At 63.0% G+C, this 14,559-nt stretch carries 11 protein-coding genes; 5 read left to right on the forward strand and 6 right to left on the reverse strand.

What is annotated here, in order from left to right; translation table 11 throughout:
• Window positions 1–289: 289 nt before the first annotated feature.
• The 3 genes from QFZ94_RS30465 to mnmC form a co-directional block, all read right to left on the reverse strand.
• Complete coding sequence (locus QFZ94_RS30465; RefSeq protein ID WP_368584851.1) at window positions 290–1,405, reverse strand: YbdK family carboxylate-amine ligase; 1,116 nt, start codon at window positions 1,403–1,405, stop codon at window positions 290–292.
• Between the two features lie 88 nt (window positions 1,406–1,493).
• Window positions 1,494–2,699, reverse strand: a complete 1,206-nt coding sequence (locus QFZ94_RS30470; RefSeq protein ID WP_368584850.1) for a cation:proton antiporter — start codon at window positions 2,697–2,699, stop codon at window positions 1,494–1,496.
• 972 nt (window positions 2,700–3,671) lie between these two features.
• A complete protein-coding gene (gene mnmC / locus QFZ94_RS30475; RefSeq protein ID WP_368584849.1) occupies window positions 3,672–5,639 on the reverse strand; it encodes a bifunctional tRNA (5-methylaminomethyl-2-thiouridine)(34)-methyltransferase MnmD/FAD-dependent 5-carboxymethylaminomethyl-2-thiouridine(34) oxidoreductase MnmC in 1,968 nt (655 codons plus the stop codon).
• Window positions 5,640–5,868: 229 nt separating this feature from the next.
• Between mnmC and QFZ94_RS30480 the strand changes: the two genes are divergently transcribed.
• Window positions 5,869–6,066: a hypothetical protein gene (locus tag QFZ94_RS30480; protein WP_429461470.1), complete on the forward strand. Its 198-nt coding sequence runs from the start codon at window positions 5,869–5,871 to the stop codon at window positions 6,064–6,066.
• An 18-nt stretch (window positions 6,067–6,084) separates the two neighbouring features.
• On the forward strand, window positions 6,085–6,363 hold the full coding sequence (locus QFZ94_RS30485; protein WP_013090989.1) for an HU family DNA-binding protein: 279 nt from the start codon (window positions 6,085–6,087) through the stop codon (window positions 6,361–6,363).
• Between the two features lie 98 nt (window positions 6,364–6,461).
• On the opposite strand, the gene QFZ94_RS30490 is transcribed toward QFZ94_RS30485, so the two are convergent.
• Window positions 6,462–7,817 (reverse strand): GTP-binding protein, encoded by a 1,356-nt coding sequence (locus tag QFZ94_RS30490; RefSeq protein WP_429461472.1) that lies wholly within the window; start codon window positions 7,815–7,817, stop codon window positions 6,462–6,464.
• Window positions 7,818–7,961: 144 nt separating this feature from the next.
• The gene (locus QFZ94_RS30495; RefSeq protein WP_013090991.1) at window positions 7,962–8,405 is read right to left on the reverse strand and encodes a lytic transglycosylase domain-containing protein; all 444 of its coding nucleotides are present in this window, start codon (window positions 8,403–8,405) and stop codon (window positions 7,962–7,964) included.
• A gap of 496 nt (window positions 8,406–8,901) precedes the next feature.
• Between QFZ94_RS30495 and gspD the strand changes: the two genes are divergently transcribed.
• From gspD to gspF, 3 genes are read left to right on the forward strand one after another with little or no spacing between them, the layout of a single operon-like run.
• Complete coding sequence (gene gspD, locus QFZ94_RS30500) at window positions 8,902–11,304, forward strand: type II secretion system secretin GspD (protein WP_429461474.1); 2,403 nt, start codon at window positions 8,902–8,904, stop codon at window positions 11,302–11,304.
• Between the two features lie 5 nt (window positions 11,305–11,309).
• Entirely contained in the window at window positions 11,310–12,824 is a 1,515-nt protein-coding gene (gspE, locus tag QFZ94_RS30505) for a type II secretion system ATPase GspE (RefSeq protein WP_429461957.1), read from the forward strand.
• Window positions 12,825–12,828: 4 nt separating this feature from the next.
• Window positions 12,829–14,046 (forward strand): type II secretion system inner membrane protein GspF, encoded by a 1,218-nt coding sequence (gene gspF, locus QFZ94_RS30510; RefSeq protein ID WP_176380597.1) that lies wholly within the window; start codon window positions 12,829–12,831, stop codon window positions 14,044–14,046.
• A 76-nt stretch (window positions 14,047–14,122) separates the two neighbouring features.
• Here the strand turns inward: gspF and QFZ94_RS30515 are convergent, their stop codons facing one another.
• Entirely contained in the window at window positions 14,123–14,536 is a 414-nt protein-coding gene (locus tag QFZ94_RS30515) for a type II secretion system protein N (protein ID WP_429461477.1), read from the reverse strand.
• Between the last annotated feature and the right edge of the window lie 23 nt (window positions 14,537–14,559).

Genomic DNA, 14,559 nt, shown 5'->3' on the forward strand with positions numbered 1-14,559 from the left:
CGTTTCCTCGGTTGCGCCTGCCAGGCGTGGCCGGAGCGTCTTTTATCGACCCGGTTATCAATTCCCCAGAGCATTGACTTTGCAGGTATTTATTCAGTTGTCCACAGACTTCGGCAACGCCTGCTCACTGCTCCTAGGCTGGTATACGTAAACTTTCGACAAACCTGAAGGGTTGCGCGGACGAAAAGTCCTAAAAATTTTTTTACGAAAAAAAACCCGCGCATGGCGGGTTTTCGTCCGAACGTCGCGTACCTAGGCGCACGCAAACGCTTTCATGAGATCTTCGCGACTAGGCGCGCCACTGCAAACACTGCTGCCGGACCGCTTCGTGCAAGGACTTTTCCTGCGCGAACACGCTGCGCAGCCACGTCGCGTCGTTGACCTGGCCACGCGCGATCGCGCCGACTTCGGCCAGCGCATTGACCGAGCCGAGCGCTTCCGCATGCGATCCGATCTGTTCGAGCGTTTCGAGGATATCTTCGGAAATCGTCTTTCGTTCACCGGTTTGCGGATTGATGCAGGTGCCGCCGAGTCCGAAACGGCAGGCTTCGAAACGGTTGAACGTGTAGACCAGATAGTCGTCTTCCTGCGGCGTGATGGGCTTGTCGAGCAGCAGATGGCGAGCCAGCGTCTGGATGTAGCAGGCGATCGCCGCGGCGCGATCCACCGAAAACGGCGTATCCATCACTCGAACCTCGATCGTGCCGAACCCCGGCTTCGGACGGATATCCCAGTAGAAATCCTTCATGCTGTTGACCACGCCCGTGTGGACCATCTTCGAGAAATACTCCTCGAAGCTGTCCCACGTCAGCACGAACGGCGCGCGGCCCGACAGCGGAAAGGCGAACACGGAATTCAGTCGTGCCGAATGAAATCCGGTATCGACACCCTGTACGAAAGGCGACGACGCGGACAGCGCAATGAAATGCGGGATGAAGCGCGACATCGAATGCAGCAGATACAGCGCGCTGTTCGGATTCGGGCAACCGATGTGCACGTGCTGGCCGAACACCGTGAACTGCTTCGCGAGATAGCCGTACAGCTCGGAAAGATACTGAAAGCGCGGCGTATCGACGATCTGCCGCTCGCTCCATTGCTGGAAGGGATGCGTTCCGCCGCCGCACAGACCGACGTTCAGATGGTCGGCCGCGGATACCAGCGTGTCACGAATCTTGCGCAGATCGGCGACCGCCTGTTCGTGCGACGTGCAGATGCCGGTCGACAGCTCGATCATGCTTTCGGTGATTTCCGGCGTGATATTGCCGGGGATTTTTTCATCCTTGATAAGGCGCAGCAGATCCGTGCCGGCTTTGGTCAGATCATAGTCGTGCGTATTGACGATCTGCATTTCGAGCTCGATACCGAAGGTGAACGGTTTCGAATCGATGAAGGGTTCGAGTGACATGGCGTCCCCTGAGTCAGGTCGTTTGAGGCGAAGGTTTTGAAAAGTCGGGTTCGTGAAACGCGCCTGGCAGACCACGCGCGTTTCACGCTCACCCCTCGCGCCGCTCGGCGACGAGCGCGAGGCTGCGATAGACGAGCCACGGCCCGAGGATCTGCAGCACGAAAATCGAACACATGACGATCGCGCGCAGTTGCGGATCGAAGCTCGGATACAGGTTGTACGTGTCGTCGACGAGCAGGTACGCGAGCGCCGACATCGGTGACAACGACAGGCCGAGTGCGATGCCCTGCTTCAGGTTCAGGCCGCTCGGCTTCGCGAAAGCCAGCACGCCGACCAGTTTCGCGACGAGGCGAGCAACGATCAGGCCCAGCGCCGCGACTCCGCCCAACGCAATGTGCCTCCATTCGAACGACGTCAGCGTCAGCACGAACAGAATCACCGTCAGCAGCCAGCCCGCGGTGCCGAAATGCTGCGGCCACAACTGCGGACGCGCTTCGTGATTCTTCACGATGATGCCCGCGGCGAGCAGCGCGAGAATCGTCGATAGCTTGAACAGATGCGCGACCGCGATCGCGAGCAGCACGAGACCGAACAGCGCGACGAACGAATGCTCGTCGTGCATGTTCAGGCGCCGGTAGAAGAACGTGCAGGTGCGCGCGAGCAGATATGCGAGCACGAGCGAGCCGACCAGCAGGTACAACGGCTGCAGGATCGTTGCGAACACGTTGCCGTATACCTCCTGATGCAGCCAGCTCGATACGAGCTTTTCGATCACGACCGCGTACATGCTGTTCAGCGCGGTCAAGGTCAGAAGACGCTGCGTGACCTGGCCTTCGGCGCGCAGTTCGGTCTTGAGCTGGATCACCATCGCGGGCGATGTCGCCATCGCGATCGCAGCGAGTACGGTCGCGACCATCAGCGGCACGTGCAGGAATAGCAGCACCGGCAGCACCAGCACGAAAGTCAGCGTGGCTTCGGCGACGCTCGACAGAATCAGCCACGGATTACGGCGGATCCAGCGCAGATCGAGCCGGCTGCCCAGTTCGAACAGCAACAGGCCTAGCGCGACGTCGAGCAGCGGCCGCGCGGCGCTCGCGGAATCCGCATCGATCACGCCAAAGCCGGCCCCGCCCGCTATGAGGCCGATCACCGCATAGCCGGAAATGCGCGGTAAGCGCCACGCGCGAAAGCAAAGCTCTCCGCACAGACCAGCGACAAGCAATGCGAGACCTGCCCAAAAAATGGCGTCGGGTGAAAGCGGCCACGCTGGCAGAAACGAAAACGCCGAATTCATCGTAATGGGTTCTCCTTGGCAGCAACGGCAGACGACACGAACCGGCGCACACGCACGCCGTGGCACGAGCGAACCGAGAGCGCTCGTTGTCGCAAGCGCTTCGCGAGGTCAGCGTTGCGAGGTTTCAATGATCGGATGATCGGAATGCGCCGCGGCCGCAAAAAACCGCACGGAGTCGGGCACATTCACGGGATGCGGCAGTAGCAACAGGCACGGTGAAGGAACGCCGTCGACCTTGAATCAGATTCTGTTTGACCGGCACCGTTCCATTGCTGCGCGTGCCGTCAGATGCGGTGGCACGACGCGGAAAAGAACCGGGATTGTGCCATAGCTTGTTCCGCGTTAACCGAAAAGACGTTAACTCGCTGGCAAAACGGTAAAAAAGTACGTTATTTTTATACTGAACGGAAAAAGCGACCTTTTTTCGAGGTATCGCGTCAATTTCGACAACGTCGCGAACGGCGAATCCGCTCCCTTGCGTTACGTTCGCGTGTGTGACTTTGGTGTGCGGTTTCGTCCGCGTTTTTTGGTGCTCTCCCCCGGGTTAACGGAGCGCATCGAGTGATCCGTTTACGCGAGCTCGAACGAAATCTTCTAGCCCGATAGGCGGGGCGTTAGCTGCCGTCTTTGCTGTTTACTGGTTTACCGTATGTATACGTAGTAACAGTTAACAAGCTGCCTCGTTTTCTGTGGATAACCCGTGTTTACCGAAATGAATCATCGAGTTGTCGGCCGCATAACCGGATGTACAGCATGTGCGGCGGCGGCCGGTATACGCGAGCAACTTTTCGGACTTTTTCGCGATGTCCCAGTTACCCCGTTTACGTCCACAACGGCTCCACACGACTTGCGCCGGTTAACTGCGCGGTTATCCACAGGGTGCGGTGGATAAGCGGGCGTGTCGGTTAACGTGGTTTACAGCGCGGGCGGAGTTAACCTGCCGGGCGTTAACGCCGCAATGGTCGAAGCCGGTTAACCGATCGTCCCCTGCCGCAACGACCGCAGCAGAAAACGTGCGGGGTCGATGTCTTCGGCGAGACCGCGTTCGAGCGGCCACGGTTCGCCTTCGATCTGTGACGCGATCAATTCAGCGCCGAGCGCGGCCCATACCAGCCCGCGAGAACCATAAGCGAATGCGCCGTATAGACCGTCGACGCGCGGCAGATCGAGCGGCCATGCGCCGCGCAGGCGAGCTGCATCTCGTGCGGCAGCGGCTTCGTCGGCGAACTGGCCGATCATCGGCATGCGGTCCGAGGTCACGCAGCGAAACGCAACGCGTCCGCTGAGCGAGGTCAGCGACGCGTCATCGAGCGCGCTTGCGAACGATGGCAGCATCTGCGCGACGCGCTCGAGATTCTCGCGATGACCATCCGCGCGCAGCGACGTGTCGTGGTCGTCTAGTTCATAGGTCGCGCCTGTCAGCGTGACGCCGTTCGCAAGTGGCACGGCATAGCCCTCGCCGATCACCGGCAGCGCAAGCGCTGCGACGGTGCCCGCCGGCAGCAAGCTCAACTGGCCGCGAATGCTACGGGTCGGCGCATGACGCAAGCCAGCGATGCGCGCAGCTTCATGGGCGCCGGCGACGATTACGACCGGCGCTCGCGCGACCTCCTTTCCCTCGATATCGAAGACGGTCCACTGATCGCCGCAACGTTCGAGCCGCGCGACGTCGACGCCGAAGCGTCGTTCGAGCAAGCCGCCTGCCGATGCGAATTGCGCCGCGCAAAGAGAGGCGGGATCGATCCAGCCGCCGCGCGGAAAGAACCAGCCGCCACGCGCGAGCGGCATGCCGGCGAGTTGTGCTGCATCGGCCGCGGAGACCGGCGTCACGTAGTCGGACGGATAGCGAAACGTGGCGATAGCGTCGCCGATCGCGCGCGCTTCGTCGTCGTCCGCGGCGATCTGGAGCAGGCCACGATCGCCGCGGGCCAGTCGATGCCCTGCGTCTTCGAGTGCGGTCCAACGATTGAGCGCGTACAGAAAGCCCGCTCGCGTGACGCGCGACGCAACGCTGTCGTCGCGCGAAATCATTGGGTGAAATACGCCGGCCGGATTGCCTGACGCATCCTGTGCAACCGACCCATGCCGCTCGAGCGAAGTCACGCGCCACCCGCGTGCCGCAAGCCGCTCGATCACTGCGCAGCCGGCCAGCCCCGCACCGATCACGACAGCGTGTCGTTCATCGTGCCCGTACGGCGCGGGCGGTTCATAACGGCGCACACGCCAGCGCGGCGCGAAGCGGCCGACCAGCATCGCGCGTTTCCAGCCGAAGCCGTCGACCTTGCGATACTCGAAGCCGCATTGCGTCAACGCGCGTTTGACGTCGCCTGCGCTGCTATAGGTGGAGAAGGTCGCGTCATCGCCGGCGACCCGCGCGAGCGCCTTGAAGATCGCCGGGCTCCACAGCTCGGGATTTTTCGCGGGCGCGAAACCGTCGAGATAAAACGCATCGGCACGCAGCCGCAATGCGGGCAGGCTCTCGAGCGCATCGGCGAAGATCAACGTCAGCACGACGCGGCCGCCTTCGAATTCCAGCCGGTGCGTACCGGGCACAAGCATCGGCCATGCGTTCGCGAGCGTGTCCGCGAGTTGGGCGATCAGCGGATCGGAGATCGTCGATGCGTGGACGCGGCGCAGATCGGCGGCGCTAAACGGATGCTTCTCGGTCGACACGAAATGCAGCCGCTCGCAGCGTGCAGGATCGGCGCGCCACGCGGCCCAAGTGACGAGAAAGTTGATGCCGATGCCAAAGCCGGTCTCGAGGACGGTGAAGGTTCGACGGCTCTGCCATCTTTCGGGCAATTCGTTGCCGCGCAAAAAGACGTAGTGAGCCTGCTCGAGCGCGCCGACGGCGCTGTGATAGATGTCGTCGTAGTGCGGTGAGAAGGGGCTGCCGTTGTCGCGGAAAGCGAGGACGGCGGGGATCAACGGATCGGTCATGCGCGACGGGAAAACACGCTCAAAAGATCGCTCGAAAGAGCGGGTTCGATGGTTGGAGTCGGCGCGCGCCGCGCGCGAGTCGCCGCAAAAGACCCATCAGGACGCTTTCAGACGCTTTGCTGCGTTGGCAAAAACCAACGCTAACCCCCGCCAGGACTGGGTTTCAGCCCTCGTTTAGGGGTGTTGAGGGGCGAATTTTCGATTTCCTTGCAAGAACGGCCCGAAAACCGTGCAATTCCTCGAAACCCTTATCCTGATTGGGTTTGCGCTGCGCTATCATAGCAAGCGCCGCGAAGGGAGCGGCAGCACGGCCGCCGAACAGTGTCCTGTCCGGCGTGGGAGATCTTCAGGATCGGGGCCGCAGCTGCTCGACGGCGCGGTGCGCGCACGTATAATCGGCGCGGTCGCGCTGTTCGTATCAACCTAAACTCAGAAAGGAACCTTAATGAACAAACAGGAACTGATCGACGCTGTCGCAGGACAGACGGGCGCCAGCAAGGCTCAAACCGGTGAAACGCTGGACACGTTGCTTGAAGTGATCAAGAAGTCTGTGTCGAAGGGTGAGGCGGTCCAGTTGATCGGCTTCGGTAGCTTTGGTTCGGGCAAGCGCGCAGCGCGTACGGGGCGTAATCCGAAGACCGGCGAAACCATCAAGATCCCGGCTGCCAAGACCGTCAAGTTCACGGCAGGCAAGGCGTTCAAGGACGCAGTCAACAAGCGCTAAGCAGATTGCTGCCGGGCAGTTGACACCCGTGAGAAAAACCCGCCAGTGGCGGGTTTTTTTCGTCCATGCGTGCGGCTCAAATGCGAGGCGTGCTTCGTTCAGTCATGACGATGCGCATTCTTGCCGTGGTCATGTCCGCAATGCTCGCAGTCGTCGCCGTGCCCGTGATGATGGTGGTGATCATGCTCGTCGTCATGATCGTGGTCGTCGAACTCCCATGCAGGGAACGGATCGGGGAACTGCTGCCAGGCTTGCGGCCCGAGCGCGTATTCGTCGTCGGTGAGCAGACAGGCGTCGAACCTCGCGCGCCAGAGGGCGGGGTCGATGTCGACGCCGATCAGCACGAACTCCTGACGACGATCGCCGATGCTCATATCGGCCGGCGCACCGTACCAGTCGGCGGCGATTTCGGCGGCCAACTCGTCGTCGCCTTCCGGCCACTCGCTGCGATCCTGCGCGGCCCACCACATGCCCGCGGGGCCGTGCCGGCAAGCGCCACCGGCCTGCGATAGCGAACCGCCGATATCGTTGCGGGTCGCGAGCCAGAAGAATCCCTTGCTGCGCAGTACACCCTTCCACTCCTGATGCAGCAGCTCCCACAGTCGCTGCGGATGAAACGGCCGGCGTGCGCGATAGACGAAATAGCCGACGCCGTATTCGTCGGCTTCGCTGTGATGCACGTGGCCATCTTGATCGCCGTGCTGATTCTCGTGCTTGTGCTCGAGCGCCGCGAGCCAGCCCTGCGCATTCGACGCTTCGTCGAAATCGAAGCGTCCGGTGTTCAGCACCTGATCGAGCGGCACTTCGGCAAAGCGGCTCACGAGCTGCACCGCACGCGGGTTCAGGCGCGCGAGGATGCGCTGCAAACGCGCGAGTTCGTCCGCGCTGACGAGATCAATCTTGTTCACGACGAGCACGTCACAAAACTCGATCTGCTCGATCAGCAATTCCACGATCATGCGGTCGTCGTCTTCGTCGACCCTGACGCCGCGTTCGGAGAGCGCATCGGCGGACGCGTAATCGCGCAGGAAGTTGAACGCATCGACGATCGTGACCATTGTATCGAGCCGGGCGACTTCGCCGGGCGAGAGGCGGTCGTCGCCATCGAATGTGATGGTTTCGGCAATCGACATAGGCTCGGCGATGCCACTCGATTCGATCACGAGCGCGTCGAAGCGCTTTTCGCCGGCGAGGCGACGGATTTCGCTTTGCAGATCGTCGCGCAGCGTGCAGCAGATGCAGCCATTCTTGAGTTCGACGATCTGCTCGTCGACGCCCGACAGTTCGGCCGCATTACGCATGAGCGTCGGGTCGATATTGGCGTCGCCCAGATCGTCGACGATCACGGCGACGCGCAAACCGGCGCGGTTCGCGAGGATGTGCTTCAGGAGCGTGGTCTTGCCGGCGCCCAGAAAACCGGAGAGCACGGTGATGGGCAATAGCGGCTGGTTCATCGCGGTACGAATACGGGAAGATTGGAAGGCGTGCCGCGCGCGGGGTCAAATCGTCGTCGTCGCTGCGACGGCGCGACAAAAGCACGAAGTCGCATTGTGCATTAAAATGCGTGCGGCTCGTGCGAGCGACAGCGTTGGAATGGCTTACTGCGCGGGCATCAACTTCCAGCTGCGCAGAATCGCAGCGATCTGTTGCGCGTATTTGTCCCGCAACGTGGGCGTCTCCGAGTGGTATGCTCCGACCGCCTGCCAGGTATTGCCGTACTTGTTCATCTGCCGGCGCAGATGCCACGCCGCGATGTAAACGTTCTTGCACGGCTCCATCAGCGTGCCCTGCGAGATCCCGTACTGGGCGAGCACCGGCAGATGCACCGAATTGATCTGCATCACACCGTAGTCGGTCGAGCCATTCGCGTTCTTGTGCTGGGCATCCGGCCGGTTGTGCGACTCCTGCCACGCAATAGCCCGTAAGATCAGCGGATTGACCTTCTGATACTTCGCCGCTTCATCGAAGCAGTCGGCGCGCGCGGAGCCGGCCGCGGCGAGCAGCGCGAGCGTGGCGGCAACGGTGACGAGCGGACGTTTCATCGGTCAATAGGACTAAGCAAACCTGGGGTAAGAATCGGTAAGGCAGTTCGCCGGCCGCGTTTCGGCCGCAACGGCAAGCTGGCCGGGCGTTTGTCGAGCATCGGGGAAAACCCGCGTCAGCAAACACATAACAGTGGGTCGAACGGCTCGTATCATACCGGCAGTCCGACCTTCGTCAAGTTGGCTAACCGACATAAGACCGTACAAAGCCGGGTAATGGCGCGAGTGTACGGTGCTGGCTAGCTTTCATTTTAATAACCGCTCTGCGATCTTCATGAATTCGCATGGGGCCCCTTGTTTTGTTTCAATTCCGACATGAAAAGCTGTTACTGTTCGATTTTTTCGGACCTCGGGACGCCGGAACTCGAAGCGAAACTCGCTTTTAGGGCCGGCTCACAAACCGACCGGGCGGTAGCTTGCCGCCGGGTCCGCATCGCATGACCGTCGGTGGCAGAGGCTGCCGGCATCGATATCACATCCCATGAGAAGAAATTGTATGGCTTTGCGTCGGGTGGCAACGGCGCTGCTGGTGGCTGGACTGATCACCGCGCAAACTGCACACGCGCAGGTGACACTCAACTTCGTCAACGCCGACATCGACCAGGTCGCGAAGGCGATCGGCGCGGCGACCGGCAAGACGATCATCGTCGATCCGCGGGTGAAGGGGCAACTGAACCTCGTGTCCGAAAATTCGGTGCCTCAGGATCAGGCGCTCAAAACCCTGCAGTCCGCGCTGCGCATGCAGGGTTTCGCGCTCGTGCAGGATCATGGCGTGCTGAAAGTGGTGCCCGAGGCCGACGCCAAGCTGCAAGGCGTGCCGACCTACGTCGGCAACGCGCCGACGGCGCGCGGCGACCAGGTCATCACGCAGGTCTTCACGCTGAGGAATGAGTCGGCCAACAATTTGCTGCCGGTACTGCGTCCGCTGATCTCGCCGAACAACACGGTCGCGGCCTACCCCTCCAACAATACGATCGTCGTCACCGACTACGCAGACAACGTGCGGCGCATCGCCCAGATCATCGCGGGTGTCGATAGCGCGGCCGGCCAGGCGGTTGCAGTCGTGCCGCTGAAGAACGCGAATGCGATCGACATCGCGCAGCAGATGAACAAGATGCTCGATCCGGGCTCGATCGGCAGCACGGACGCGACGCTCAAGGTGTCGATCTCGTCCGATCCGCGCACCAACTCGCTGCTGATGCGCGCGTCGAACACAGCACGCCTCGCGGCGGCCAAGGAACTCGCGAAGCAGCTCGACATGCCGACCACGATGCCGGGCAACATCCACGTCGTGCCGCTACGCAATGCCGACGCGACGAAGCTCGCGCGCACGCTGCGCAGCATGCTCGGCAAGGGCGGCGGCGAGGGTTCGTCAGGCGGCGCGAACGAGGCCAACTCGTTCAACCAGAACACGAGCGGCGGCGGCGGTGGTGGTGGCGGTGGCGGTCTGTCGAACAGCGGCTATTCGACGGGCTCGTCGGGTACGCCGCCGTTGCCGTCGGGCGGCCTCGGCGGCGGCTCGATGAACTCGCCGATGGGCGGCGGCGCTTCGGGCTCGAACAGTAATACCGGCGGCTTTCTCGGCGGCGACAAGGAAAAGAGCGAGGATCAGGGCGGCGGCATGATTACCGCCGATCCCGCGACCAACTCGCTGATCATCACCGCGCCCGAAGCGACGTACCGCAACTTGCGCGCGGTGATCGACCAGCTCGATGCGCGTCGCGCGCAGGTGTATATCGAGGCACTGATCGTCGAGTTGAACTCGAATACGAGCGGCAACCTCGGCATTCAGTGGCAGGTCGCGAACGGCAACCTGTTTGCCGGTACCAACCTGGCGACTGGCTCGGGCAACAGCATCATCAACCTGACGGCCGCGGCGGCCGCGGCTGGTTCGACCGGCGGTCTCGCGACGGCGCTAGGCAGCCAGGCCCTGCAACAAGGCTTGAACGTCGGCTGGATCCACAACATCTTCGGCGTGCAGGGTCTCGGCGCACTGCTGCAGGCGCTGTCGCAGACCGCAGACGCGAACGTGCTGTCCACGCCGAACCTGATCACGCTCGACAACGAAGAGGCGAAGATCATCGTCGGTACCAACGTGCCGATCCAGACCGGTTCGTACTCGAACCTGACGAGCGGCACGACGAGCGCGGCGTTCAACACGTTCGACCGGGTCGACGTCGGTCTGACGCTGCACGTGAAGCCGCAGATTACCGACGGCGGCATCCTGAAGCTGCTGCTCTACACGGAAGATTCGGCGATCGTGAACGGCACGAACAACGCGGCGACGAACCCGGCGGGCCCGGAATTCACGAAGCGTTCGATCCAGTCGACCGTGCTGTGCGATAACGGCGAGATCATCGTGCTCGGCGGCCTGATGCAGGACAACTACCAGGTCAGCAACAGCAAGGTGCCGCTGCTTGGCGACATTCCCTGGCTGGGCCAGCTGTTCCGCTCCGAGCAGAAGACGCGCAACAAGACTAACCTGATGGTGTTCCTGCGCCCGGTCATTCTCGCCGACCGCGACACCACGCAGGCCGTCACGGCAAACCGCTACGACTACATCCAGGGTGTGCAGGGCGCGTACCGTCAGGACAACAACATCATGAGGGATCGCGACGATCCGGTCGTGCCGCCGATGCCGCTCGGCCCGAGCCAGGGCGGGGTGCCGGCGATGAACCTGTTCGACCTGAACCAGATGCGCCGCCAGCAGATGATGCCGCAGCAGGCACCGCAACAGGTTCCTCAACAGGTACCGCCGCAGGCCGTGCCGCAAGCTGGCGCGCAGACCACGATCCAACCCGTGCCGCAGACGATGCCGCAAACCATGCCGCAACCGGCCGTCGTCGAGCCGGCAAGCGGCCCGGTGTCGAGCACGGTGTCGCCGGGAGCGCGTCCGTGACGCAGATGCCCGCGCAAACCGCGCCTTCGCAACGTCCGCTGAACGGCGATGCCGCGGCCGGCGAGCGCGCGGCACCGTCCCCGCTTGCCGCCCGGCTCGTGCCATACGGTTTTGCGCGCAGCGGCCAGATCCTGGTCGCGCATCAGCATGCCGATAGCCTCGAAGTCTGGATCAGCGAGCGCACGAGCGAAGCCGCGCTTGCCGAAATCGCACGCAACTACGGCGTGGTGTCGGTCGTGCGCGTGCCCGCCGACGATCTCGCGCAGGCGATCAACCAGGCCTATGCGCGCCAGGACGGCAGCGCCGCGCAGGTGGTCGGCGAAGTCGAAGGCGCAGTCGATCTGTCGCGGCTGATGCAGGACATCCCCGAGGTCGAGGATCTGCTCGAATCGGAAGACGACGCGCCGATCATCCGTATGATCAACGCGCTGCTCACGCAAGCCGCACGCGAGCAGGCATCGGATATTCATATCGAGCCGTTCGAGAATGCGTCGGTGGTGCGTTTTCGCGTCGACGGCACGCTGCGCGACGTGGTGCGGCCTAAAAAAGCGCTGCACGGCGCGCTGATCTCGCGGATCAAGATCATGGCGCAGCTCGACATCGCGGAAAAACGTTTGCCGCAGGACGGCCGCATTACGCTGCGCGTCGGCGGTCGTCCGGTCGACGTGCGGGTATCGACGCTGCCCACCGGCCACGGCGAGCGCGCGGTGCTTCGTCTGCTCGAAAAAGACGCGGCGCGGCTCAATCTCGAAGCGCTCGGCATGGCATCCGACACGCTCCGCCAGTTCGACAAGCTGATCGGCAAGCCGCACGGCATCGTGCTCGTGACGGGTCCGACCGGCTCAGGCAAGACGACGACGCTGTATGCGTCGATGTCGCGACTGGAGACGGCAACCACCAACATCATGACGGTGGAAGACCCGATCGAATACGACCTGTCCGGCATCGGCCAGACCCAGGTCAACGAGCGGATCGGCATGAGCTTCGCGCGCGCATTGCGCTCGATTCTGCGTCAGGACCCGGACATCATCATGATCGGTGAAATCCGCGACCTCGAAACCGCGCAAATCGCGGTGCAGGCGTCGCTGACCGGCCACTTGGTGCTCGCGACGCTGCACACGAACGACGCGGCATCGGCCGTCACGCGTCTGACCGACATGGGCGTCGAGCCGTATCTGCTCGCCTCGTCGCTGCTCGGCGTGCTCGCGCAGCGGCTGGTGCGGCGACTGTGCCCGGTGTGCCGCGAAGAGCGCACCGAGGAAGACGGTAGCAAGCGCTGGCATCCGGTCGGCTGCGACCGTTGTGGGCAATCCGGTTACGCGGGACGGCGCGGCGTCTACGAGCTGCTGCTGATCGACGAAACGATCCGCTCGCTGATCCACCGCAACGCGGCCGATGCCGAAATTCTCGAAGCGGGCCGCGCCCAGGGCATGCGCACGCTGCGCGAGGATTCGGAGCGCTGGCTCGCATCGGGACTGACGTCCCTCGAAGAAGTGATTCGCGTGACGGGCGGAGCATAAGCGCATGCCGGCATTCCGTTTTGAAGCGATCGACGCGGCGGGCAAGGCACAAAAAGGGGTGCTCGACGCCGACAGTGCACGCGGCGCGCGCACCAACCTGCGCTCGCAGGGACTCACGCCGCTGGTCGTCGAACCGGCGGCGTCGCGCACGCGCGGCGAGCGCAATCAGCGGCTCGCGCTCGGGCGTCGTCTGTCGCAGCGCGAGCAGGCCATTCTGACGCGGCAGCTCGCGAGTCTGCTGATCGCGGGCCTGCCGCTCGACGAAGCGCTCTCGGTGCTGACCGAGCAGTCGGAGCGCGACTACATCCGCGAGCTGATGGCGGCGATTCGCGCCGAAGTGCTCGGCGGTCATTCGCTTGCCAACGCGCTGCAGCAGCATCCGAAGGATTTCCCCGAGATCTACCGGGCGCTCGTCGCGGCCGGCGAACACACGGGCAAGCTCGGCCTGGTGCTGTCGCGGCTCGCCGATTACATCGAGCAGCGCAATGCTTTGAAGCAGAAAATCGTGCTGGCGTTCACGTATCCGACGATCGTCACGATCATCGCGTTCGGCATCGTCACGTTCCTGCTCAGCTATGTGGTGCCGCAGGTGGTCAACGTGTTCGCGAGCACCAAGCAGCAACTGCCGTTTCTGACGATCGTGATGATGGCGCTGTCCGGTTTCGTGCGCCACTGGTGGTGGGCGATGCTGATCGGCGTGATCGTGGTCGTCTATCTGGTGCGCGCGACGCTCCGGCAACCGGGGCCGCGTCTCGCCTTCGACCGCTGGCTGCTGACCGCGCCGCTGCTCGGCAAGCTGGTGCGCGGCTATAACACCGTGCGCTTCGCCAGCACGCTCGGCATTCTGACCGCGGCGGGCGTGCCGATTCTGCGCGCGTTGCAGGCCGCAGCCGATACGCTCAGCAACAACGCAATGCGCGAGAACATCGACGATGCGATCGTGCGGGTGCGCGAAGGCACGTCGCTGTCGCGCGCGCTCGGCAACACGAAGACGTTTCCGCCGGTGCTCGTGCACCTGATCCGCTCGGGTGAAGCGACCGGCGACGTGACGACGATGCTCGATCGCGCAGCCGACGGCGAAGCGCGCGAGCTGGAGCGCCGCACGATGTTCCTGACGAGCCTGCTCGAGCCGCTGCTGATTCTGGCGATGGGGGGTGTGGTGCTCGTGATCGTGCTTGCGGTGATGCTGCCGATCATCGAACTGAACAACCTCGTGCAGTAGCGGTGGCCGTACCGCGAGGAAGGAAAAGAAAGGATTTGCGCGGCATGCCGTATCAGCCGCGCAACCGCTTCAGGTTTCAGCGCACGTAAATGGTGGGACCGCTGGAGTTGGCGGGCAGGAAGATTTCCGAGTGGGCGCCGTTGCGGTCGATGATGATCGAGCGGGCGCGAACTTCGGAGAGCCTGGTGCCTTGCATCAGCGTGCTGCCGAGCGACACCGCGTGCGGCGGCTCGCCACCGACGCTGACGATCGCCGCGGCGCCTTCGCTCAACGCGAGGATGCCGAACAGATGGATGTCCTGATTGACGTTGCGCGTGAGCTGTCCGCCGAACAGCGTCGCGGCCTGCTCGGTCGAGACCTGCGCGTGTGCGGCGGCAGCCGGTAGCGGCGCGCCGGACATCGTGGTGAGCGTGATGACCCAGTACGTGAGCGTCGCGCAGAAAACGGCGAACAGCGCGAGCGACAGGAGGCGGATTTGGATGGCGTTCATGCGCACATTGTACGGACTATTGT

It is taken from the genome of Paraburkholderia sp. JPY465 (assembly GCF_050436725.1).
Lineage (GTDB): Bacteria > Pseudomonadota > Gammaproteobacteria > Burkholderiales > Burkholderiaceae > Paraburkholderia > Paraburkholderia youngii.

Excerpts from the sequence above, each read along its gene's own strand:
- QFZ94_RS30465 (WP_368584851.1), bottom strand. The coding sequence starts at position 1,405 with ATGTCACTCGAACCCTTCATCGATTCGAAACCGTTCACCTTCGGTATC.
- QFZ94_RS30470 (WP_368584850.1), bottom strand. The coding sequence starts at position 2,699 with ATGAATTCGGCGTTTTCGTTTCTGCCAGCGTGGCCGCTTTCACCCGAC.
- mnmC (WP_368584849.1), bottom strand. The coding sequence starts at position 5,639 with ATGACCGATCCGTTGATCCCCGCCGTCCTCGCTTTCCGCGACAACGGC.
- QFZ94_RS30485 (WP_013090989.1), top strand. The coding sequence starts at position 6,085 with ATGAACAAACAGGAACTGATCGACGCTGTCGCAGGACAGACGGGCGCC.
- QFZ94_RS30490 (WP_429461472.1), bottom strand. The coding sequence starts at position 7,817 with ATGAACCAGCCGCTATTGCCCATCACCGTGCTCTCCGGTTTTCTGGGC.
- QFZ94_RS30495 (WP_013090991.1), bottom strand. The coding sequence starts at position 8,405 with ATGAAACGTCCGCTCGTCACCGTTGCCGCCACGCTCGCGCTGCTCGCC.
- gspD (WP_429461474.1), top strand. The coding sequence starts at position 8,902 with ATGGCTTTGCGTCGGGTGGCAACGGCGCTGCTGGTGGCTGGACTGATC.
- gspE (WP_429461957.1), top strand. The coding sequence starts at position 11,310 with ATGCCCGCGCAAACCGCGCCTTCGCAACGTCCGCTGAACGGCGATGCC.
- gspF (WP_176380597.1), top strand. The coding sequence starts at position 12,829 with ATGCCGGCATTCCGTTTTGAAGCGATCGACGCGGCGGGCAAGGCACAA.
- QFZ94_RS30515 (WP_429461477.1), bottom strand. The coding sequence starts at position 14,536 with ATGAACGCCATCCAAATCCGCCTCCTGTCGCTCGCGCTGTTCGCCGTT.